Genomic DNA, 23,208 nt, shown 5'->3' with positions numbered 1-23,208 from the left:
CGCCCGCCTCGGGCGGCACGGCGCAGTGCGCGGCACGACCCGGGAAGGACACGTGCGGAATGAACGCATCAGCAGGCGTAAGCCCCTACGCAACCGGCGGGGGCGGAACCGTGCTCGAGCATCACTTCGGCGCCGTCCTGCTGTCGCATCTCATCACCGCAACGCCTGTGCCCGGTCTGGGAGACCATGTCACGCCGGTCGAGGTTCGCTTTCAGGCCCGCGCTGTGACTGCAGTGGACGACTACCTCGTGACTGGCCGAGCGGGCAATGGCGCTGTGCACCACCTGTCGATCGCCGTGCGCCGCCGTCCCCGGCTCGCTCTCAGCGACTCCTCATCGGTCGAGCTGATGCAGTCTTTCCTAACCACTCTGCAGCAGCAGTGGGCGTATCTGCGCGCAGGCCGCTGGCATCTGGCCCTGGCGGTGGCCGCGCCCTTCCCCCGGGCTGCATCACTGCAGGCTCTGACGACAGCTGCGGTCGCTGCCGGCAGCGCCGGTGTGTTCCGAAGCCGTGTGTCCGAGCCGGGGCGGCTGAACAAGTCAGCTCACCGCGTGCTCTCAGACCTTAAGGTCCTGATCGCGGCCGCCGTGGGCAGCGGTGCTCCTGATTCGGGAGTTGCCCCCGATGATCTGGCGTGGCGGCTTCTGGCACATCTGTCGGTTCTTGAGCTTCGTCTGGAGGGGGTCCGTCCCGTCGACCGGACTGCGGCGGTGGAGCGGCTGCAGCCGCTGGCCGCCCGGCAGGGGACAGCCGACGGCGATGCTTTCTTCTCCCGGCTGAGGGAGTGCGCGAATGACTACGCTCCCGCTGGTGCGACGGTGACCCGGGAATCCTTGCTTCAGGCCCTGCGCGACGCGCCGTTCGTCCGTGACGAGACGCCGAGCGCGGCGTCGGCGATACCGCGTCCTCGTCGAGGGCGGGCTGCGGCCTCGAAGCTTCCCCGTCTCTTGTGGTCGCGCGAAGGCCTTCTGCGGCCCGGTGCCTGCCAACCGCGCGTTCATGACGGCACACTGCTGGTCGTGGACGGTCACGTCCTGCATGCCTTCGATGCCGCTTCTGGCGAGCGACTGTGGCAGCCGAAGCCGGTGGGTTACGCCAATCAGCCTCCGGTAGACGGCACTACCGTGTTCGCTTCGGCGATAGGGAACACGCTCCGCCCTCGCGACATCCGCTCCGGTCTGGAGAGCGGCCCCCGTATCGAGCGGTGCGCGGCGGGGCAGGCGGCGTGCGATCGCGGGACTCTCTACGTGCCTGATCTGCACGGCGTCTTGCACGTGTACGACACGGCTTCGGGTCGGTGCCTGTGGAGCTGGCCTCCGGAGCCGGCCGCGTCAAGCTTCCTCGAAACGCCACGGGTCGTCGGTGACGCCGTGTTCGTCACCTGGGCCGGCAGCGGCGCATCCGGGCCGTGGGCACTGCAGGCTCTCGACATCGACAAGCGCCGCCCACGCTGGACTGAGCCGATCCGTCTTGCCTCTGCACAGCGATGGCTCGCCGGAGCCGACAGGGTCCATGTGATCTCTGCCGAACCGGGAGAAGAAACGCCATGGTTGCGCACGTACGACGTGCGCAACGGGGCGTTGCTGCGGCGGGAGCAGCTGCCCGCGCCGGTCGTGGACAGGCCCACTGCGTCGCCCAAGACGCTTCACCTGGCCCACCAGGACGGCCACGTCTCCTCGTGGAATGCGCTGACCGGCGAGAACCGCTGGACAGTCAGGGTGGCCAAGGCTCTTCGCGCCCGCCCGGTGGTGGCGGGCGAGCAAGTACTCATCACGTCCTGGGCCCCGGGCCGTCTCTTCGCACTGGACGATGCGACGGGAGCGGTTGCCTGGGACGCGCCCGCACGGCCGGCGGCCTCCTTCGAGGCGCCCGCGTACGTTGCGGGCCACACCGCCTGGGCGGTGAGCCGCGCAGGCGGGCTTCAAGGCTGGGATCTGCAGACTCATCGCCGCCTCCCGGGCATCGATGCGGGCCTGTTCTGGGATCCTGCCGCACAGGGCATCCCGCAGCTGCGGGACGGCGTGCTGTACAGCGTCACCAAGAACGGCAGCCTTCACGCGATCCGCCTCGATGCTCCGCAACCCCATCAGCAGCAACCGCTGCCACAGAGCTGCCCCAACCAGCACCGCCAGCTCAGGTAAAGTGAGTCAAATATGGTCCGCTGATCTTCAGACACGCAGGTCGCCAAGGGTCTTCCCCACACGCGTGGGGGTCAGTCCTGGAGCGGCGCGTCGAGCGGATGCGAGACCAGGTCTTCCCCACACGCGTGGGGGTCAGTCCGCGAGGGACGTCTCGATCCTCCACTGGCTGAAGTCTTCCCCACACGCGTGGGGGTCAGTCCGCGGCGGCCTCCTCCACCTTCTGGTGGAACGTGTCTTCCCCACACACGTGGGGGTCTGTCGACCTTTCCCCGGTCGACAACGATCGTCTTGGGATGCTCCCCCCACACACGGGGGCTTCTCTCAGGTCTGGGATGCTGACCACGTGCAGCCCCGCTCCCACGACCCAGGACGTGAACCCGCGTCTTCCCCACATACGTGGGGGTCGTTCCTGGCGGGCGGTTTCGGCACGGTAGGGGATGCGGTCGTCCGCACGTAAGGGGGCGTCATTCGTCGCTCGACTCGCCCCTCCGTGCGTACGACTCGGCGCATTCTCCCTGCACGCGTAGGGGCTACCGGTCGGCGAGCACAGCGCGGCCCGTGAGGAGCCAGGTGTCGAAAGCCCGACCCTGGCTCCCGGTCGGGACTCATCGGGCCGTTTCAGCTCGGGTCCGGGACAGTCTGTCGTGCCTTCCACCGCGGCCTATTCCCACCGGCAGGTGAGAGGCGGCGGCCGCCTCACCACAACAGGGCTCAGCGCTGGGCCGCCGACCCCTCGTCCCGCCTGCTTGCCCAGTCCCTCACCCAGCCGATTGTCTCGTCCGGCTTCGGCATCGCCGAGTACACGACGAACTCCGCGTAGTTCGGATCGTCGATCGACAGCGGCGGCAATGGATGCTCGCGCAGCCTGGCCACCAGATATCCGGCAGCCAGCAGGTCGCGGGACTTCTCGACGTCGAGGTCAATCTTGTCCGCGTGCCAGTAGGAGCCGTCGTACTCGATGGCGAGCTTCTGCTTCCTTGCCGTCTCGACCGTGATGTCGACGAGCCAGCTCGCGCGCCGGGTGAACGCCTCGTGCCGCACTGACTGGCCGGACGATGCCCGGCCGAAGACACGTTCCGCGGCCGCCCAGTGGTCAAGCTCTACGCGGGACTTGCCATGCTCCCGGCACTCTGGGCAGCCGCTGCCGTTAGCCCGTGAGGACAGGGTCGCCTGCCATGCGTGATCTGGGTTCGCGGAGCATATCCAGGCAGGTGTGAACAAGGTCTGGCCGGTCGGGCGCACCTGCCACACGGACAGCGGATTGGCCGGCGACCACTCCGCCGCCAGATCGGGGAAGTGGTAGGCGAGCGAGTCGAGGATCGTGCGGCACTGCGGGCAGCGCAGGCGCTGGCCCTGTTCCCGACGGGCCGGTGTCTCCTGCCACTCGTGGCCGCAGTCTTCATCCCGCCACCACACGAGCTTGCGTGAGCCGGGCGACACCGTCGACAGCCGAGTCTCGCCGTTCTTCGTCGGGTGCCACTGTGCGGCGATCTCGGCGTTGAGTCCGAAGGCCTCAGGAGCGGCCTCGATCGCTTCAAGACGCGTCGCGCGTGTGTCCTGGCCGCGGCAGGACGGGCAACCGCTACGCAGATACGTGAGCGGAGACTGACGACGGCGGTGCCCTCGTGGGCAACGTAGCCGACGGTGCCGGTAGTCCGCGACCATCACGGTCCGGGGATCCAACTCGTCGTCCCAGGCGGCGAGCAACTCGGGCAGGTCCGAGACCGGCGTCGCCTGATAACGCGCGTGCTCCGCCTCCTGCTCAGCGCGTCGCTTCGGTTGGCACTGCGGGCACTCGCGCATGTTGACCATGTCGAGGATCCGTTTCCTGAACCGCAGTCCGCAGTCCGGGCAACGCCAGGCCGCCTCCCGCCGGGCCTTGACAGTGACGGTCTCCCAGGCGGCGGCGTCGTTCTGCTCATGGTCCCACCAGTCGAGGACAGGCAGTTCGCTGTCCTTGAGGAGGTCGCGCTGTTTGGACCCGGCGGGCTTGGTCGTCTGCCGCTCACGCCGGGGGTTGACCTGGCACTGGCAGCCGAATCCGATGTCCCCTAGTTTCGCGGCGCTCAACCGGCCGCAGTAACGGCACCGGACATGGTGCGGGTCGTCGGAGAAGGACGGCGCAGTCAGTGCGCTGAGGTAGTCGTATCCGTTCTTCTCGGCGTGCTCCCGCGCCTCGGCCTGCGGAACCGGGCTCAGGTCGGCGTACGCGCCCATGGCCTGGCGAGCCTCCCGCGCCCACTGCCGCCAGTAGCAGGCCCGGCACGTCGCTTCTCCGTAGGCGTTCTTTTCCAGGGTGTACTCGAAGCGATAGTGCGCCTCGCAGCCGCATGCCAGGCACCGGGTAAGGCGCCACGCCTTCGGTTTCGTGAAGGGCTCCAGCGGCTCCAGGCCGCCCGCACGCAGCATCTGGGTGATGTGAGCGTCACACCAGGTGCTCTTCGTACGTGCAGAGAACGCGGCAGGCTGCCCGCAGTCCGGCTCAGAACACAGTTGGGTCGGCTTACGCGACGGTAGGGAACTCACGTGCGGATTCTCGCAGGTGCGTGTGCGGACGACACGAAGGGACGTAATTGCTCCTTCGCCAAGCTGGGCGGTGTGGCCAAGGCCAGAGACCTTGGGGGTGCCGCAGCAGCGGCGGCGGCAGACCACAGCGCGTCGAAGTGCCGATACTCCCGGTACGAGAACCTCTCACCTCGTCTCACCGGCGGTGCCAGGGGAAAGGGCCGTCGAGGGCGAGCTGCGCCGGTCGCTCCTGGCGCCACGCGTCGAGATCGGTCGTGAGCGCCAACGGGGCTGCCTGCAGGTACTGTTGAGTCTGCCGCAGAACAGGGTGGGGCCCAACTCGCGCCCTCACCGACGCGGTCTCTCCCCAACGCAGCAGGGTGCGTCCGTCTAGGCTCACATGCTGACCGCTCCCAGCAGCATGCCGGCGTAATCGTTGTCGATTGTCTCTACCGCAGCAGTCAGATGAGTTCCCGGTTTGGGCTTCGGGGGCTGCGTGGGAGAGCTTGCTGGTATGTCTGGAGGGCTCACTTCGCAGACGTCGGCGCTGAGCACGTCGTAGAGGTTCGGCATGCTTGCTCCTTCGGGGCAGGCGTGTTGTTCGTGTCGTGTGCGAGGCCTGCCAGAACGGGCAGGGAGACCAGGGCGGAAGCTACCGTCAGTGTCACTGCGTCACGGAAGACCGTGAGGAAGGTTCTCACTGTTTCCTCCCCAACACCGGACAGCTCCGCATACGTTTCCGCAAGCGACTTGCGTAGGGGCCGGGCGCCCTGCGTCGCCAGGTAGGTATCGGTGCGGCCGAAGACCGCTCGGGCGGAAAGGATGGAGGCGGCTCCTGCGACGGCCAGGACCGCCAGCGTGCAGGAGCAGACATACAGGGCGAGAAGGATCCAGTGCCGCTGTCCGACGTCGGAGGCCTTCGTGGCGAGGGCAGCGCCGAGGGCGAGCGAGACAGTGGCGAGCGCACCTGCTCTGTTGCGGATGCGGTCCAGGTCGGTTATCTGCCGGTCGAGCTGCCTGCGTCCCTCTTCGATGAGAAGTGCCAGTTCATCGTCGCTGTGCTGGTCCAGGTCGCAGGTGCGATCGGGGAATTCGGCGAAAGTGGGCAGGGCTCGGCCGGGGTGCAGCAGCGCCATGCAGTAGATGAGGTAGAGGCGGGCTTCAGCGAAGCGGCCGGTTACTGCTGCCATGTCAGATGCCCTGCAGCCAATGGGCGAGGCTGTCGGCCACCTGCTCGGTGATGGACTCCGGAAGGAAGAGCCACTGGCCGCCCGGATTGAGGTCCACGAACCACGGGCCGGCCTGGTCCACGATCCAGTCCTGGCAGCTGAAGCCGGTGTTGAGATGCTTGGCGAGCCGGACGGCGTCGTGTTCCACCGCCGGCCAGCGCGTGGACGCAGTGAAGGCGTGATGGGCTTCGTCGGCCTGCCGCCAGTCCAGGGGCAGTCCTGTCGCGTCCAATTCGGCGGTCCAGGCACGGTCGTTGACGGTGACGACCCTCAAGTGTGTGCGGGCGTGCAGTTTGCGCTGCGCCAGGAACGGCGCGTCCAGGAGGTCGACGCCTGTCAGGGCGACGCCGGTGGCTTCCTGGGCGTGCACGATGTGCTGGCTGCGGTCCCTGCCGGCGAAGTTGCCAGGGCCGAGCGGCTTGATGATGAACGGCTCCCCCAGCTCCGCCGCCAGGACAGCCGGGTCGCCGCATACAAGAGTGGCCGGCGCGGCCACTCCCAACGCTGCGGCTGTCCGGTACTGGACGATCTTGTTCTCGGCAGTGAACAACGCATCCACCGTGCACAGCCATGTGAGTCCTGCATCGCGCAGCACTGCGGCAAGAGTTGTCATCCGGGCAGCCATACGCGCTGCGGCCTGGCCGCCCAGCTCCACTCCAGCGTCCCAGCCCGCAGGTGCCAGCCGTCTGATCCAGCCGCGGGCGGGCACGTGCCGAGACAAACGGACGGGCTGTCCGGACCGGTCGAACACGACGCTGTCCAGTGGGCTCAGGCGACTCAGAGCAGCAGGCAGCGTGGCCGCGTCCAGAACGGCTGTTGCCTGCCGCGGAAGCCGCTGCAGCACCGCCTCGACGTGAGGGTCGTCCAGGTCACCGATAACGACAGCGCCGGCGGGCCGCAGGGAATCCAGTGAGGCGTTGTGGAAGGCGCGGTGAGTATCCGCTTCAAGGTGCGCTCCCATGACAGCACATGATACGAGGACAGATCATCCCCAGCCGCTCCTTTCCTGATGGCTCAGCTCATCCTTCGTTGTGCAACCGCCCTAAGGAGGCGGCATCCAGGGCAAGAAGCAGCAGATGATCACGCCGTCCACCCGTCCGAAGCAGCCATAACTGAACGCGTCGGTGCGCGGCCCGTCCTTCGCAGGGGAGCGCACGCGCGATACGGCCTCCTACGCAAACAGCATCTCGCCCCAACGCCTTGCCCTCGGGATGACCGGCCGACAACTGCCCCTCGCCCACGACGACGGCACCGTCCTCGCCCGCCCAACCGTGCAGACCTCCAGCCAACGGCGGCGGACGGCCCGCCCCGCCACAGCGCGGTGACCTACTTCGGCTACGGCTTCGGCCTTCACGTCGGCTCATGACCTCACCCGCTGAACTGGGCCGCCACATCACCAGCGTTCGCGATAACGTGTGGAGGTCTGTTCACAACCTCTTCCGGCGTGGGAGCAGTGACGCCTACACCAGCCCGATAGTGGCGCGGTTTTACGGCGGGTGGTGTGCGGCGGAGCCCGACGGCTGCGAGCGGAGCCCGCTCTTCTGGGTATACGGCGAGGCCGGCGCTCTCAGGGAGAGTGCCGGCCTGGAGCGGTCTCACGCGGCAACGTGATCGCGCTGGGATTCCTGAACCGCCGGGTGGAGCCCGCAACTTTCAGGAGCGGCCGAAGCCATGGTGCCTGTCGAATAGTGCCTGCCGTCTCTGAACGGGCACTGAACACGATTGGGATGGCGCGCCATCTAAATCCCGTGCGAGGGGCAGGAGGTTCTGCCGTCGGCGGTGAACATCCTGTTCGGCCCGGGTGCGCACTGGTAACGGCGCGTGGACAGATCTGCATGAAAGTCTTGGACGCTGACGCATCATTGATTCTGAGGGTATCCCCTGGCCGGTGGGGCGAGTGGCAGGATGCAGAGCCCGGACGGCGTCGGCAAACGCCGTTCGGATGTTCGGCATTGGAGCCCGCAACATCCCCCGCTGTGTGCGGGGGTTCATGACTCAGGAGAAGACCATGGCTCGAACTCTCTTTCCAGCGCAGTGCGCGGTGCACGGTACGCCGTGCGGGCACCGGTCTCCGTTCGCCGATGCCGTGGTGATCGTCGTGATCGTCGTGCTGGCTTGTGTCCTGTCCATGTACGGTCTGGAGCTTTCGTCCGTCCTGGCCGTTCTGGGAGGCGCCGGCCTGGTGGCGGCCAGCACGCTGACTGCCGTCCGTGGAGGAGGCAGGCGCCTGCGCCGCACCGTGGTGCAGGCTGCGGCCGCTATTGCCGCCGGCTGACGGCCGAACGTCGGTGGGGCGCAAGGAGAGGCCGATTGCCTCCTCGAACCGAGCGCTGGTGAAGCTTGCCAGGTGGCTGCGCGACCAACGGTCGGACAGCGGTTGTTCGTATGCCGAGTTGGCCGCGCGTGTGGGCGTTCACGCCACCACGCTGCAGCGGGCGGCATCAGGCCAGTCGGTTCCCAGTGAGCGCAGCGTGCGCGCCTATGCGGTTGCCTGCGGCGCGTCGGTGGATACCGCGATGGACCTGTGGCGGCAGGCTCGGCGGGGCAGGCTGCGCAGTGCGGGGCCGGCCTCGCCGAGCCCGCAGGACATCGACAGCGTCGAGATGCTTCGCGCGGGGCTGCGAGAGCTGTACGAGCTGGCCGGACGGCCCTCGGTGCGTGTGATGGAAGAACGCGCAGGCGCGGGACGGCTTCCTCACAGCACCGCCCACCGCATTTTGCTGGGACAGACGGTGCCGCGTGACACGCACCAGCTGACCGGCTTCCTCACCGCGTGCCTGGTCACATCCTCCGAGCATCCCGCGTGGATCGCGGCCTGGCAGCGAACCCGCGGCAACCAGCATGACCAAGCCCCCTCAGCGATTGCGCCGCAAAGGCGCGCACCGCGCAGACACGCGACGACGACAGCACCTGCGCGTCCCTCGGTTCCCGCTTCGGGTCTGTACGCCTCGGTGCTCGGACCGGTGCGGCTGTGGCGGGACGGACAGCCGCTGTCCGCCGGTTCCCCGCAACAACGGGCCCTGCTCGCCGCCTTGGTGCTCAGGGAAGGACGGACCGCGACAGCAGCGGAACTCATCGACGCGTTGTGGGGCACTGAACCACCGTCGCAGGCGCTGGCCGCCGTGCGGACGTATGCCTCCCGGCTGCGCAAGGTGATGGAGCCGGGAACATTCGTCAGCGAGTCCGGCGGCTACGCCCTACGCCTGCCCGGCCAAGCATTCGACGTGAGCGTGGCGAGTCATCTGGCCAGACAGGCTGAGCAGATGCGCGTACAAGGGGATCTGGAGCACGCGCGGATATTTCTGCGCCAGGCACTGGGGCTGTGGGAGGGCGAACCACTGGCCGGGGTATCCGGCCCCTTCGCGGATGCTCAGCGGGTCCGTCTGGAGGAATGGCGACTGCAGCTGCTCGAAAGTCGCTTGGACCTGGACCTCGCGTGCGGTCTGCATGCTGACATCGTGGCCGAGCTGGTCGCGCTGACGTCTGCCCATCCGCTGCGTGAGCGTCTGCGCGAGCTGCTGATGCTCGCCCTGTACCGGGCAGGGAGGCAGTCCGAGGCCCTCGCGGTGTACTCGGACACCCGCAGGCTGCTCGCCGAAGAACTAGGCGTCGACCCGCGGGAAGAGCTGGTCCGCCTAAAGGAGCGGATCCTGCAGGCAGACCCAGAACTGGCGGTCAACACGGCGCCCTCCCCCACCAACGCGCGGACTCCTTCCTACATCCGCCCAGCTCAACTGCCGCCCGCAGTCCCCGACTTCGTGGGACGCTCGGACGTACTAGCCGAACTGGAAGACGTGCTGACTGCTGCCACGACCGGTGACAGCCTGCCCATCGCGGCTGTATGGGGTCCCGGCGGCGTGGGAAAGACCGCCCTGGCCCTCCAGGCCGGCCACGCAGTTGCACAACTCTTCCCGGACGGCCATCTCTACCTGGACCTCCACCAGACAACACCGGAGGCTTCACTCGCCGCAGCACTCCACGCTCTGGGGGTGACAGAGACAGCCGTTCCGGCAGGCCTCAAAGAACGCTCTGCGCTGTACCGCTCGGCTCTGCACGGCCGTCGTGTCCTCGTGGTCCTGGACCACGCGACGGACGCGACACAGGTCCAGTGGCTGCTGCCCGGAGCACGAGGGTGTGCCGTTCTCATCACCTCTCGCAAGCGGTTGATCGACCTGGCCGGTGCGCACCTGGTGGAGCTCGACGTCATGTCCCCTGCCGAGGCGCTCCAGCTCTTCACCAGGATCGTCGGCCGCCCACTGCCAGGTGAACACGGGCCGGCGCGCTACGTGATAGCCGCATGCGGCTTCCTGCCGCTCGCTGTCCGTGCCGCTGCCCGCCGCCTGGTGGCACGCCGGACCTGGACAGTCTCAGACCTGGCAGACAGGCTCGCAGACGAGGACAGCCGCCTGGACGAACTGCAGGCGGTGAAGCCTGCCATCCAGAGCAGCTATGACGAACTCAGCGTCGGCCAAGCCGACGCCTTCCGCATACTGAGCTCGTCCGCTGAGACATTTCTGCCCCTTAAGGAAACCGCGCGTCTCCTCGGCTGTGGCATCGCGGATGCAGAGCACCTTTCGGAGAACCTGGTCGACGCCGGACTGCTGACATCCATCGGCGACGGGACCTACCAGGTACCCCTGCTGGCTCGGCTCTACGCGAGAACCCTCCCCCGCCCTTGACAGCTCCGCCTCGACTTGCAACATCAACGCTTCCGCGGTCGCCCGCCCTACACGACGGCGTCTTTGGCAATCGTCTCCAGCGCGCTGATGCCGTCGCCTACGAGCAGGGGTCTCAACTTGGTGCCAGTCATCGGATGGACGCCCCCACATAACCAACTACGGCCAAGTAAGCAAAAAATGACCTGATAGCCTTTCAAAGACGCAGGTCCCGAAGGGCCTTCCCCACGCGTGTGGGGGTCTTTCCCCCGGAAGCCACCGCAGCCCACGCCTGCTGACGCCTTCCCCACGCGTGTGGGGTCTTTCCATGGCGTTCGCGGCCGGAGCGAACGGCCTGGTGTCTTCCCCAGGCGTGGGGGTCGTTCCGCTCCGCACATCTTGGCGGATACGCTCGAGCGGCCTTCCCCACGCGCGTGGGGGTCAGTCGCCGGTGATCGCCCATCCGCGGTCCCTGAACCAGTCTTCCCCACCCGGGTGGGGGTCTGCCCAGCTCCTCGCGGCTGCCGAGGATGTAGTCGCCGCCTTCCCCACGTACGTGGGGGTCGTTCCACGGGATACCAGCGGAGGCACACCGCCCCGGCGTCTTCCCCACACGCGGGGTCGTCGCAGTTCGACAGACCCTCCATCGCGCTGCAGATGGATGCGGTGGCGCTGCGCACTGTCGCGGTGGCCACAGATCGGCTCCCTCTCTTCCCATCCAGGGGCTCGCTTATCTCTACGTCCGATGCGTGCCCGGTATGTGCCTGGTGCCGTGACGTGTGGCTGGGCTGAGGCCGAAAGCAGTCGAGTGGTGTCCTGGGAAGGCTCGTTGTCGGACCCCGCGCCTAGCCTTACGGCTACAGGTCGGTTTCGGCGCATGGGGGTTGCGTGGCATTCGACGGTGGGCGGGTCGCTGCTCGCGGGTTCCAGTATCAGTATCTGCGCACGGTTGAGGCACTGCTGGCCAGTGTGCGCACTGACCAGGCGGTTGTATGCCGCATCGAGGGGCCCGGAGACACCGTGTCGCTCCAGCACGCGGATTCGGTCGATTTCGATCTGGGCGACGCTGATGGCCACTCGCTGATGGCGGTCCAGGTGAAGAGCGCCGGAGCGGGACGGACTGTGCGGGCACGCGAGGCGGTGGCGGTGCTGGTGCATCTGGTCACGGGGATCGACGCTGAGCGATACCAGCTGATCACCTCGGCCGTGCCGGATGAGGGATGTCTGCGGCTGGCTGAGCTGTTGCGCCGTAATCGCGGTGACGTGCCGCGGATCAAGGCCGAGCTGAAGGACCTTCTGGTGAAGGCGCCTGCTGCGTGGGGTATCTGCCAGGCGCTGCCGGAGGAGCATTGGGAGCGTCTGGCGCGCGCGGGGGTCGAGTTCGATGGCCGCAGCGACGGGCAGCTGCGTTCGGATCTCAGTGACGCGCTGCGCGCCGAGCGGATGCGCGCCGGGAAGGGATTGTCGCGCAGGGCCGGAGGGCTGGTGCTGGGTCATTTGGTCGCCGAGGTCATGCGCCGTGCGGCCGACCCTCGCCTGGCGGACTGGGATGTGCGGGACTTTCACCGGTCGGTGCTGGTCGGCGACGAGGAGTTGATTGCGGCTGTCGGCCGACAGGAGTTCGGGATCGTTTACGGACAGTTGCCGCCCATTCCGGAGGTGGTGCGCGCGGACCTCGTCGATGGGATCGCAGAGGTTCTCTCTCCCTGCGAGGAGGACGATGAGGGTGTGAGGACGTGTGTCGTCACTGGACTGTCGGGACTGGGAAAGTCGAGCCTGGCGGCGGCCCACATCACTGATCAGGCCTTCCGCTATGACGCGGTGTTCTGGGTGGATGCCGAGAGTGAAGAGGCCTTGGTCGCGTCGTTTGCCCGCGTGCTGGCGCATCTGACCGGCAGTGAGGAGCCGGCAGAGGTGCGGGATCCGCGGTTGGTACGCGAGCGGGTGCATGCCGCGTTGCAGTCCCTGCCGGGGCGGTGGCTGATGGTGTTCGACGATGCGAGCGCGCCCCTGGCCAGTGCCTGGATCCCGCGTCGCGGGCGAGGCCGGGTCATTGTCACGACGCTGGGCGGGCACTGGCACGGTGTGCAAGGGCGCATCGATCTGAGCCCGATGAGCGGTGAGGAAGCACTCTGCTTGCTGCGGCTGCGACTGTGCTTGAGTGAGAGCGAGGTTGAGCAGTACGCGGCGTCGCTGTCCCGGCTGGCCCAGGTACTGGAGCGCTGGCCGCTGGCGATCGAGGTGGCCTGTGGCTATCTGGTCAGCTGCGGTATCGGCGTGGACCGGCTTCCCGTCTACACGGATACGCTGATCCATCGGGCCGCGGACGATGAGCGGTCGGTGCCCGCCGGGTATCCGCGGACGCTGGCGGCGGCCGTGGCGCTGAGCGCCGAGCGTCTGATCAGCGGCGCCCGCTCACGTGGTCTGCTGCAGCCGACCCTGGCGACGGTGGCCGCACTGTGCTGGCTTGCCCCTCGCCGGGCGCCGGTGCATCTGGCGTTGGCGAGTGCCTTCGTCGGCCCCAAAGTCCTGCCGCCGGCTCCCGGTTGGGTGGTGTTCGACGAGGCGCAGGTTCCGGTGCGTGAGGTCATCCGAGAACTGACCGATGTCTCCCTGGTGCGGTATGACGAGCCGCTGCCAACCCGCAAGGAGGCTTTTCCGGGCAGTGACGACACGGTGTCGATGAACGCGGTGTTGCAGGACATTCTGGCCCGGCACCTGGGGCTGTCGCAGTCGGATGTGGCGGCGGGTCTGTCGCATGTGGCCTGTCACACCGACCGCTGGCTGCGCGGGGCGCTGCTCTCCGGGCAGGCGGAACGGACCTGGGAGCTGGCCCAGCACGCCACCGCGCTGGTCGGGCACATCCGCTCCACGCGCACAGCCGACGGGTACACGGCCCTGCTCATGGGCAATCTGGCGGCATTTCACCATGCCCACGGCCAGTACGACGCCGCCCACAGCCTGCTGGAGCTGGAGTTGGAGTGGCTGGGCCGTGCCGGTGACCCGGACGAGGGACTGGCGGCCCAGGCGCACACTCTGCTTGCACACCTTGCTCAGCTGCGCAAGCACGCCGACGCCGGCTCTCGTGTTGCCGCCCATCTGCGTCCCGTGCTGTTGTACCTCCGCCAACTCGACGGGCCGCTCCCCGAGCCCGTCGCCAACCTCGCGGCCGAGGCGTCGCGGATCCTGCAAATGCGACTGCGCGACCAGCCGGACCCTGCGCTCGCGCAACTGCTTGAGGACTTCCGTGCCCTGGCCGCCGTGTTCCCCACCAAGAAGACACAGGCGGCAAAAGACCTCCTCGTCGTCCAGGACCTGTTGGAACAGAGGGAACCCGAACGCGCCGAACATACCGCCACCGCAGCCTTGGCCAGGAGCACCGATCCATGGTCTGCCGCCACGGCCGACCTCAAACGTCTCTTGGTCGAGGCGCTCGTCCTGCAGGACAAGTGGGAGCAGGCCGATGCTGCGCTCAGCGACTTTCTGCCTTATGCCGGCCCGCGCACGCTGTACGGGTTCGCCGTGCACCACCTGGTGCACAATGTCGGCTGCCACTGCGCCTGGACGTGGGTGACCCAGGGAGAGCAGCGTGCGGTGAAACTTTTGGGACGGCTGCTGGAGGAAACCGGCATCGCCGAGAATCCGGCGCTCGAGACGGCCACCGATGAGGCCCGGTTCATCCTGCTGCAGGTGGTGCACGACAGCTGGCGGGCCATGAACGGAAGCTCCGAGTATGGGGGGTTCCTGGAGCAGATGAGCCGGCTCAACGACAAGACGTTCACCGAGCCCTACGACCCGGACAGCGTGTGGGAGCGGATCTACTCCGGCTTAATGCCGCGGCTGTCGGCCGTGATGGGTGAGACGGTGCACCGCAACTACCAGGAAGAGGGAGACGCCATCCTGGCCACCGGCCTGCCCTCGCTTGATCGGGATCCAGCGGTCAAAGAAGCCTACGCGACTGCCCGCTGCCACGCGGTGCTGTCGTTGTCCACAGATCCGGTCTACGGCGGCCTCGCCGGACGCTCCACCATCGACCTCCTCCTGCCGGAAGCCCGAAAGTTTCTGCCCGGTCCGAAGGCTATGGTCATACTGCAACCTCACATGATGATCGGCGCCACGTCCCCCGACACCGGCAAGTCCATCGAGCTTCAGGTCCACCGAGCCTGCGACAAGGGCCTGCGCCGACTGGTCGGACCGCAGCCCACCCTCATCTCACCCCAGCACCTCACCCTTGTGCTGACCGGCCAGCAGCTGACTCTCGAACACGACGACGGCACCGTCATCGCCCGCGCGACCGTACGAGCCTCCAGCCAATGGCGACAGGCGGCCCGCACCCGCCACAGCGCGGTGGTCTACTTCGGCTACGGCTTCGAACTCCACCACTCCCCCACACACTGGCGCCTCATGGCCTCACCCACCGAACTCGGCCGCCACATCAACAGCGCCAGCGACAACGGCCTCCTCGCCGCGGGGCTCGTGTCCGTCCGACTCCAGCTCGACCCCTCCGTACAGCACCGGCAGCCGGCTACAGCCCGCCAGCAACCCCGCCGGTCAACCCGCGCCCGACGGAAGAAACCTCACAGGTAAGCGCAACGGCCACGCTACTGGCGAGCCCAAATCCACCTATCGGTCGGGCAGTTCAGGCCGAACCATCGTAGGCAACCACCGCCAGGCAGCGGCCCTCAACCCGCACGGTCAGGCCATGTAAAGTGAACAAAAAACGCCTTGCCGATCTCCAAAACCACAAGTGAGCAAGGGCATTCCCCACACGTGTGGGGGTCTGTCCACGGATCTGCTGATGGTCGGCTTCGACCTGCGGTCTTCCCCACGCGTGTGGGGGTCTGTCCCACAGATGGCGCCCGCCGGAGGGCGTAGCCACGTCTTCCCCATACGCATGGGGGTCTGTCCAGAGCGTCGACGGACGCGAACAGCTCTTCCTCGGCTTCCCCACGTAGGTGGGGGCTGTAAGCCTGCAGAACCCTGTGTTTCGCCTCTTGTTGCGCCTTCCCCAAGCACATGACATCTGTTCCAGCCAGGCAAGCAAAAACAGCAGATCAAAGGACTGGCCCTATGGGCTTCTCATTTTGGAGCGCTGGAGATTCTCATGTCATGTCACTGACTCTTCTCGCTTGATGTCAACCCAATTACTTCCTGACCAGCCATAACGGATGACATCTAGGTGAGAAGTATGCGTGACATCGCAATGAGAAGTCGCACGGCCGCAGCGAGCCGAAGTCGCCGCGCCTGGACGCATACCAGCGGCTGCTGAACGGATGGGCGGCGAAGTACCCCGCCCCCGGCTCGGCTCCGACAGCCTCGGTTGCCGCAATGGCGCCCGCGGCGTCTACCGAACCGGCCGCGTCCAGGGTGGAGACGGCAGATGCCCCGCAGGCTCCGGCTGCGGCGCCGGCGCGCCCCGCCATCCGACCCGCTGCGACATCGCGGCGTCCGGCCACGAAGAAGGCGGCGCAGCCCGCAGCCGACCCGCGCTTCCCGCACGGGCCCCTCGCGGTCCTGGACGGTGACGGCTGCGCGTACGGCGTGGACGGGATCGTGCTCGACTGCCCGGCCACCACGATCCCGGAGCTGGTGGAGTGGACGCTGCGCGAGTCCGGCCTCGGAGCGCCGAAGCTGAACCGCTACGGCAAGGACAGTGATCCGCTGATCGTGCTCACCGCCGCGGCTGCCGTGAAGCTCGGGCTGCCCGAGCGCCTGGAAGGCCACGAGCAGCGCCGCTCCCTGCGCCTGCCGGAGGATCACCCGGTGGTCAAGCAGGTGGTGAAGGCGAAGTGGCGGCTCACCCAGCGCGGGTTCGGCCCATGGGCAAGGATCTACCGCAAGGCGCAGGGCCGCGAGCGCCAGTGCGTGCAGCTGACAATCCTGTCCTGGGGCGCCCTCGATGAGCGGTCCTGGCCCGGCGTGAGCGAGATGGAGCCGGCTGACATCGCCCGCGTCCTCAGCGTGTACGCCCAGCGGGTCATCACCCCGCGCGGCTCCACCGCCGTCTCCGGGCTGGAGCTGATGACCGCGCTGCGCCCGCCCACCCGCGCGGTGCGCGACGAAGCCAGCGGGAACTGGGTGCCCGGCCACAACCCCGGCTCGCTGGGCACGGAGCCGATGGACCCGGCGCCGCCGGAGGCCACCCCCGAGCACCCAGTCGTCGTGACCTCCGGCTGGAGGGGCGGCTTCCTCAACGAAGAGGCGTACCAGTGGGTGCGGCCGGTGGACCTGCTCGCCGATGAGGAGTGCACCCTGCCCTACGCGGTCGGCCTGGACCTCAACACCGCCTTCCTCGCCGCAGCGGCCCGCCTGGTCGTCGGCCTGTCCGCCCCCGACCACTTCGTGGGCCCGAAGTTCAACCCGAAGATCCCCGGAAGCTGGCTGGTCGACCTGTCCCACGTCGAGGTGGACCCGCGTCTGCCCTCGCCCTTCACTCCGGACGGCACCCGGCCGACGGAACCTGCCTGGTACCAGACACACACCGTCGCCTACGCCCAGGAGCTCGGCTACAACGTGGAGCCGATCGAGGCGTACCTGCACCGCGAGACCGGCGCGTACCTGGACCCGTGGCACGACCGCCTCAAGAACGCCTACGTCGACACCCTCGCCGACCTCGGCGTCACCAAGGACCTGTCGGATGCCGAGTTCCTAGCGGCGATGGAGCGGCACAAGGACGTCGACCCGGCGATGGCGGCCGTCCTCGCCGCCATCAAGGCCACCGTGAAGGGCGGCATCGGGAAGCTGCGCGAGCGCCCGCAGGGTAAGAAGTACAAGGAGGGCGAGCGGTGGCCGGCCCTGGAGCGCCCGACCTGGCGCCCCGACATCCGCGCCGCCGTCATCGCCAAGGCCCGGGTCAACATGCACCGCAAACTGCGCAACATGGCCACGATGACGGGCCTGTACCCACTCGCCGTGCTGTCCGACTGCGTCGTCTACCCCTCACCGGGCGCGAGCCCGCTGGACTTCCTCCCCTACGCGGCGTCCGGCAAACCGCAGCCCGGCGGCTTCCGCCTCGGCCCCACACCTGGCCTGGCGAAGCTGGAGGGCGTCCAGTCGATGCTGTGGGCCGTCGACCTCATGGAACAGGGCTACAACCCCGCCCGCCACATCAAAGGCGGCGACGCTGTCCTGGACGAAGGCGAGTAGGCGCTGTGGGAGAGATCGACGACGCCATCGAACGCGCCGACCGGGAAGGCTTCACCCGCCAGCCGCCCAAGACACTCCAGGCACGCATCAACTTCCTGATGAAGCAGCTCAGGACGACCAAAGCCGTTGCCCAGGAGATCGGGGTCAGTCAGCGGTCGGTGGAGCGCTACCGCAAGGGCGAGCGCAAGCACCCGCCCCAGGCGATCGCCGAACGGATCGACGCGGCAGTACGGGCGCGCTGGCAGCCGCAGGTCCGCAGACGCCGCCGGAAGCAGGCCGCCACCACCACGGGCATCACGGTGGAGACAAGGGCCAGGTTCGGCTACACCGCACCCATCGGCACCACCGACGACGGAAGATTCCGACGGCTCACCGTCCACCTCCCCCCCACCTACGCACAGCGCCTGTTCAACGCCCGCGAGGCCGGGGCCGGCGACCAGCAGATGCGCCAGATCATCGCCGAAGGATTCAAAGAGATCTACTTCCAAGACGGCGGAGCCCGCGCCCTGGGACTCTCCGACGTCACCCTCAACGACATCGACTACCTCGACCTCGACTACTGACCCCGGCAGCGACCGGGAGCCCGGACCTGCTCGTTGAGCCGAAGCACGATCGTTGTCACAAGCCACGGGATGGGTGGGGAAGCTGTTGCTGGCTGCGGGTGCCTTTCGGGTGGCTCCCCTGCAGGGTGAGATGACCCTGTCGTTCTTGGGGCGGATCGCGGACGGTTACGGCCTGACGGTGCGGAGTCTGCTGTCGTCGGTTACCGAAGTGGCCGGCCAGCAGGGCGTCGTCGGGGCTCTACGGGGCGACAGTGAGGTGTTCTTGAACGCCTCGGCCCGGGACCGGGTCGCGGCGCTGTGTCGTGTGCCGCAGGTGGGCTTACACCGTGCGTTGCCGGCCTGGATGCGGGAGGAGCCGCTGGGCCTCTCGACGGAGAGGCCGGCTGCGCGGCTCGGCAACGGGGTGGAGACGGTTGCTGCCTGGGGTCCGGCGTGCCCGGGCTGTGTGGCTGCGCGGACCGGCCGCGTGGCACCAGCCCGGGTGTACCTGGCGGCGCACCAGCGAGTCTGCCCACGCCACCGGTGCTGGCTGATGAGCGTGCCTGGCAGCGGGGGCCGTGTCGTGGGGCTGGCCGGATGCCCGGAGGTGGTCCAGGCGCAGGAGGATTACCGGAGGTTGCTGCGCCGCTCCCCCGTCGCTGGTTCGGCGTTCGAGGTTGCTGAGGCGGTCACCGCCTGGTGGTGGGCGCAGAAGTGGCCCGAGGAGCGCCTGTGGCCGATGCGGCTGGAGGCGGCCATGCCCGCGGGCGAGGATCCGCAGCGGTGGCGGATTCTGGCGCGGGATCTGGTCACCTACCCCGAGACCGTCGCCCTCGCCACGCTTCTGGCCAGCCGGGCCTGGCGGCTCCGTGTCGCGGCTGACGGTGGTGGTCACCTCCCCTACCGGTTGGCTGATGTGCCCTGCGTGCCCAGCGAGCTGGGCCATCGCTTGCGGCGATCGTGGCTCACCGAGCGTCTGGCCGCCTGCACCCACGGACCGCTGTTTGCCTGGACGTACCAGTGCATCCGTACCAGGGGCGGCAGTGGCGACGACGAACCGCGGCTGTGGCAGGTCCCCTTGGCGCTCCGGCCCCGGCCTCTCGCCGACATTCTCGCGGGCTACCAGCGTCGGCAGACCGCGGGCACAGAGGCTCTGCCGGCTCAGAAGCGGCTGCGGGGCCACAGCGTGCACGCCGAGGCCGCCTTCGCCGCCGGCCTGACCCACGCGCGCACCTACGCCGCCCAGCACGGCCACCTCGCCACCCAACGCGACACCCGAGTCGGTTCCTTCTCCCTGGGGAAATGGGTGCACAACCAGCAGGCCCACGCCCTGGCCCTACCTGAAGAAAAGGCCGCCGCCCTGAAGGAGGTGGACCCGTGGTGGAACATCCCCTGGTCGATGAAGTGGCAGCGCTCCTACTACCGCGCCCGCGACCACATCCAGCGGCACGGCCCCCTCAACGCCGCCGACGGCTTCCCCGACACCCACGTGCTGACCGGGGAGTGGCTGTACCTGCAGTGCACCGACTACAGCTCACTCCACCCCGAACAGCGCCGTCTGCTGGCCGACATCGGCCTCACGGCCCAGGCCGCCGGCAGCGCACGCCCGCGCCGAACGAGCCGGACAGCGGGCATCGATAAGGCTGTTGCCTGTGCGCGCGCCTTCGTCGCCGAACACGGATGCCTGGCCCTGGCCACCAAGAACATCTCGTACCAGGGGTTTTTGCTCGGGAAGTGGCTCACTGCCCAGCGTTGCCTCACCCGCCGCCAGGACGAACCAGCGCACCTTCAGGTGCTCGACGCGATCGACGTGTGGTGGAACCCGCCGTGGCCCTTGGCGTGGCAGCGCACCTGGTACCGAATCCGCGCTCAAGCCCGAGACCGGCGCCAAGGGGCTGCAGAAGGGAGCTGGACAGACGGCAGCGACGGCTGGGCCACGTGGCTGTCCGTACAGTGCACCGGCTACAAGCAGTTGCATCCGCTGCAGCAGCGCCTGCTGGCGGAGATCGGCATCACCGCCGAGACCGCCGCCACTCGCCCCCACGAGATCATCGCCCAGCTCTGCGGTACGGGCCCCGGTCTGGCCCACGCCCGCACCTACGCCGCCGCACACGGCCACCTCGCCACGCCCCAAAAAGCTTGTCCTGAGGGGTTTACGCTGGGCCGGTGGCTGAGCGAACAGCGCCACCAGGCGCGGGAGCACCGCCGCAGTACAGGCGGGACATGGCCGGTCAGCACGCTCCTCGCAGCGCTCGACCCCTGGTGGAACCCGACCTGGTCCTTGGAGTGGCAACGCAATTGGAGTCGCGTACGCGAGCGGTCAGAGTCCGCATCCGCAGCCGACGGCGGCGGTACCGGCAATCGGGTTCTTGAGAAGGAGCTGGCCGACTGGCTGAGGCGTCAGTGCACCGACTACGGCACACTCCACCCCGAACAGCACCGCCTGCTGACCAAGATCGGCATCACCGCCGAAACAGCCCGAGCCGCCCAACCACCGGCTGCCCGCGCCGAGCCTGATCTTCTGGACACCGCGCTCGCACACGCTCGCGCCTACGCAGCCGAATACGGCCATATCGCCGCGCCCGCCAGCACCGTCCTCGACGGTTTCCCGCTGGGGAAGTGGCTGGCCTGGCAACGACGACGCGCCCGTCAGGACCGCCTCTCCCCCACCCGGGCCGAAGCCCTGACCATCATCGATCCGTGGTGGAATCCGCCCTGGCCTTTGCAGTGGCAGCAGGCCTACCACCGCCTCCGAGCCACGAGCGCGGGCGGCGTGCCGACCACGAACCTCCCCCGAGGCCTGTGCCGCTGGGCCCGTGTCCAGCAGGAGTCCTGGGAGCATCTCCACCCCGGCCAGCAAGACCTCCTGACCGCCCTCGGCATCACGCCCCACGCTGCCGTAGGCGAACGACCCGCCCCGGCCACACGCTCCTACCCCGTCAGCCCCGGACTCCACCACGCACGCGCCTACGCCGCCCGACACGGCCACCTCACCCCTGACAAACACACCCGACAAGACGGCTTCCCCCTCGGCAGATGGCTGTGCCAGCAACGCCGCAAAGCCCGCGCCGGCACCCTCTCCACCACCACCGCAGCCGCCCTCACCAGCCTGGACCCGTGGTGGAACCCACCCTGGCCCTACACCTGGCACCGCACCTGGCAGCAATACCGCGCCACGATCAGTGGGAACGAGACCCTCCCCGACACACTCCAACGGTGGGCCAACGCCCAACGCGGTCAATGGAGCACCCTCCACCCCGGCCAACAACAACTCCTCACCCACGCCGGCATCCCCCCGTGGAGCGCAGCCCCTACACCCGTTGAGAGTCCCGGTGCTTCCCGTCCCTGCGTCACGCCCGCCTGAACGGCGCCGGCCAACCTGACCTGCTTGTCGCACCACACGCCGTCACGCCGGGTTGCGGAACACGGACTCGACGAGAGGGTCTATATCGGTATAGCCCAGCCTCTTGGCTTCGCTTACCAGCCGGTTGACCTCCACAAGTGTGAGTTCCCACTCCCCCCGCTCGAACAGTGATAGGTCAACAGAGTTCATTCCGTATTGCTTCTCCAGTCGCCGAAACATGGCCCGCTTCTCTCTGCTGGAGAGACTCACGGAAAGCCATTCCCTAAGATGTTTCGATCTCACCTGCAGGGAGAATTTCCTGAGTCGCACAATCTCTGCACTAACTGGCAGCGCCCCAGAGCGCCAAGTCCGGGAGCTTGCACTGTGTCGACCATTCACGGCCATGGCCATCAAACGAGTACGAGCTGCATCGCTTTGATGCTCAGGGCTGGCCACAGAAAGGAGGTCGAACCAGCTGATCAGTTCCGTGGGGGAGGTTACACCGCAGGCTTCCAGGTAGTTGCGCAGGAAGTATGGGGACACCGGCCGTGCTCCTGACAGCACCGCTGCCACGCTCGAATGTGAGTAGGGCATCAGGTGGGCAAGCTGCCGTAGTGACAGCGAGCGGTAAGCGCGAAGGGACTGCAGGGCGAGTCTCAGGTCCAGATACGTCTCGGCGCGGTGTGAAGGGAGGATGATCCCTGTTCTGTCCCAACGTTCCCAGGTGCGGGGCCAAGAAGCCCTCCGCCGCTCCTCAGGGCTCAGATGCAGCGACTCCTCAGAGTCGTCACTGACGAATTCTCTGGGCCGGATCTCCCGGCGAACCTCTTCCCAGTCCTTGCGCCACCGCCTGGTATCGCCGGAGCACGCCTCCACGTAGGCCTTCGTCACTCGCCACGATGGCAGCTCATATCCCCCTGCGGCTTTGGACAACGACGCCGCAGAGACGCCGCACCTCGTAGCCATCTGCGCGAGGGTAGGGCTGCCTGCCCGCTCGCGGAGCACGCGGAGCGCGGCGGCGAATTCGATGACCCGTGGATTTCCCTGTCCAATAGGTAGCTGGTTGATGCGACGTCCCACGTCTTCTCCAGAGGACCTTGAACTGCCCGCGGGGGCCAGCCTCAGTCGCTGACCCCCGCGGAGGACATCAGGCGAGTTCCTGGCGAAGCTTCCCTGCGATCAGGCTTCCGCCGGCCACTGCCGCGACAGCGGCCGGCGGAGCGCAGCCGACCACCACGAGCACGATGACCGCGAGAAGAATCACGACCACCAGCCATACCGTCGCGGCAGTGATCTCTCGGCTCTGCAGAATCGTCAGCGGACCGATCGGAATCGGAAGGCTGCTGGACGTCGCGACATACGTCATGGCGCGGGCACCTCAGTCTCTTAATGGAAGCGTAAATTCCGCTTCGTTGACCCGGACTAGTTCGATGCCAGGCCCCGGTTGGCGCCAAGGCTGATCTGGCGCCCTCATGCTGGCCGACCCACGAGGGCGATGTCCATTCCGATGTAAACGGATTCTGAACAATTCGGGGCTCTTTTTCAGAAACCTGTCCACAGCTCATAGAGAGTCTGTACTTAAAAACCGCGTCCTTCGGGCGCGTTCGTGCAGGCCAAGGCGCCATTCTTCAGAGGATGTACCGCCAA

Annotated in this window: 11 protein-coding genes and 2 pseudogenes; 8 read left to right on the top strand and 5 right to left on the bottom strand. The window is 67.7% G+C overall.

Annotated features, from left to right (window positions below; all coding sequences use genetic code 11):
- Nucleotides 1-59: 59 nt before the first annotated feature.
- The gene (locus tag OIE49_RS36620; protein ID WP_326806067.1) at nucleotides 60-2,141 is read left to right on the top strand and encodes an outer membrane protein assembly factor BamB family protein; all 2,082 of its coding nucleotides are present in this window, start codon (nucleotides 60-62) and stop codon (nucleotides 2,139-2,141) included.
- Nucleotides 2,142-2,852: 711 nt separating this feature from the next.
- On the opposite strand, the gene OIE49_RS36615 is transcribed toward OIE49_RS36620, so the two are convergent.
- The 3 genes from OIE49_RS36615 to OIE49_RS36605 all read right to left on the bottom strand — a co-directional run bounded on the left by OIE49_RS36615 (nucleotide 2,853) and on the right by OIE49_RS36605 (nucleotide 6,836).
- Nucleotides 2,853-4,550, bottom strand: a complete 1,698-nt coding sequence (locus tag OIE49_RS36615; RefSeq protein ID WP_326806066.1) for a zinc-ribbon domain-containing protein — start codon at nucleotides 4,548-4,550, stop codon at nucleotides 2,853-2,855.
- Between the two features lie 623 nt (nucleotides 4,551-5,173).
- A complete protein-coding gene (locus tag OIE49_RS36610; protein WP_326806065.1) occupies nucleotides 5,174-5,836 on the bottom strand; it encodes a hypothetical protein in 663 nt (220 codons plus the stop codon).
- A gap of 1 nt (nucleotide 5,837) precedes the next feature.
- Complete coding sequence (locus tag OIE49_RS36605; RefSeq protein ID WP_326806064.1) at nucleotides 5,838-6,836, bottom strand: hypothetical protein; 999 nt, start codon at nucleotides 6,834-6,836, stop codon at nucleotides 5,838-5,840.
- 1,029 nt (nucleotides 6,837-7,865) lie between these two features.
- On the opposite strand from OIE49_RS36605, the gene OIE49_RS36600 reads away from it, so the two are divergent.
- The 7 genes and pseudogenes from OIE49_RS36600 (at nucleotide 7,866) to OIE49_RS36570 (ending at nucleotide 21,582) form a co-directional block, all read left to right on the top strand.
- Nucleotides 7,866-8,150 (top strand): hypothetical protein, encoded by a 285-nt coding sequence (locus tag OIE49_RS36600; protein WP_326806063.1) that lies wholly within the window; start codon nucleotides 7,866-7,868, stop codon nucleotides 8,148-8,150.
- Between the two features lie 58 nt (nucleotides 8,151-8,208).
- Complete coding sequence (locus OIE49_RS36590; RefSeq protein ID WP_442812335.1) at nucleotides 8,209-10,554, top strand: BTAD domain-containing putative transcriptional regulator; 2,346 nt, start codon at nucleotides 8,209-8,211, stop codon at nucleotides 10,552-10,554.
- An 864-nt stretch (nucleotides 10,555-11,418) separates the two neighbouring features.
- Nucleotides 11,419-15,117 (top strand): NB-ARC domain-containing protein, encoded by a 3,699-nt coding sequence (locus OIE49_RS36585; protein WP_326806062.1) that lies wholly within the window; start codon nucleotides 11,419-11,421, stop codon nucleotides 15,115-15,117.
- Nucleotides 15,118-15,744: 627 nt separating this feature from the next.
- Nucleotides 15,745-17,676: pseudogene (tap, locus tag OIE49_RS36580) on the top strand (telomere-associated protein Tap); the annotation flags it as partial.
- 5 nt (nucleotides 17,677-17,681) lie between these two features.
- Nucleotides 17,682-18,239, top strand: coding sequence for a telomere-protecting terminal protein Tpg (gene tpg / locus OIE49_RS36575; RefSeq protein WP_326806060.1), 558 nt, complete (start codon nucleotides 17,682-17,684; stop codon nucleotides 18,237-18,239).
- A 73-nt stretch (nucleotides 18,240-18,312) separates the two neighbouring features.
- Nucleotides 18,313-18,759: pseudogene (locus OIE49_RS37295) on the top strand (TniQ family protein); the annotation flags it as partial.
- Nucleotides 18,760-18,771: 12 nt separating this feature from the next.
- Entirely contained in the window at nucleotides 18,772-21,582 is a 2,811-nt protein-coding gene (locus tag OIE49_RS36570; protein WP_326806059.1) for a helicase associated domain-containing protein, read from the top strand.
- 42 nt (nucleotides 21,583-21,624) lie between these two features.
- Here the strand turns inward: OIE49_RS36570 and OIE49_RS36565 are convergent, their stop codons facing one another.
- Entirely contained in the window at nucleotides 21,625-22,641 is a 1,017-nt protein-coding gene (locus tag OIE49_RS36565) for a helix-turn-helix domain-containing protein (protein ID WP_326806058.1), read from the bottom strand.
- Nucleotides 22,642-22,708: 67 nt separating this feature from the next.
- Nucleotides 22,709-22,927: a hypothetical protein gene (locus OIE49_RS36560; RefSeq protein WP_326806057.1), complete on the bottom strand. Its 219-nt coding sequence runs from the start codon at nucleotides 22,925-22,927 to the stop codon at nucleotides 22,709-22,711.
- Between the last annotated feature and the right edge of the window lie 281 nt (nucleotides 22,928-23,208).

This window comes from Streptomyces sp. NBC_01788 (assembly GCF_035917575.1).
In the GTDB taxonomy this organism is placed as follows: Bacteria; Actinomycetota; Actinomycetes; order Streptomycetales; family Streptomycetaceae; genus Streptomyces.
Note: the sequence above shows the minus strand (reverse complement) of the source record. Positions and strands in the feature narration are given on the sequence as shown.

Bases quoted from the DNA above. Each gene is read 5' to 3' on its own strand.
- OIE49_RS36620 (WP_326806067.1), top strand. From the start codon at position 60: ATGAACGCATCAGCAGGCGTAAGCCCCTACGCAACCGGCGGGGGCGGA.
- OIE49_RS36615 (WP_326806066.1), bottom strand. From the start codon at position 4,550: ATGCTGCGTGCGGGCGGCCTGGAGCCGCTGGAGCCCTTCACGAAACCG.
- OIE49_RS36610 (WP_326806065.1), bottom strand. From the start codon at position 5,836: ATGGCAGCAGTAACCGGCCGCTTCGCTGAAGCCCGCCTCTACCTCATC.
- OIE49_RS36605 (WP_326806064.1), bottom strand. From the start codon at position 6,836: ATGGGAGCGCACCTTGAAGCGGATACTCACCGCGCCTTCCACAACGCC.
- OIE49_RS36600 (WP_326806063.1), top strand. From the start codon at position 7,866: ATGACTCAGGAGAAGACCATGGCTCGAACTCTCTTTCCAGCGCAGTGC.
- OIE49_RS36570 (WP_326806059.1), top strand. From the start codon at position 18,772: ATGAGCGTGCCTGGCAGCGGGGGCCGTGTCGTGGGGCTGGCCGGATGC.
- OIE49_RS36560 (WP_326806057.1), bottom strand. From the start codon at position 22,927: ATGACGTATGTCGCGACGTCCAGCAGCCTTCCGATTCCGATCGGTCCG.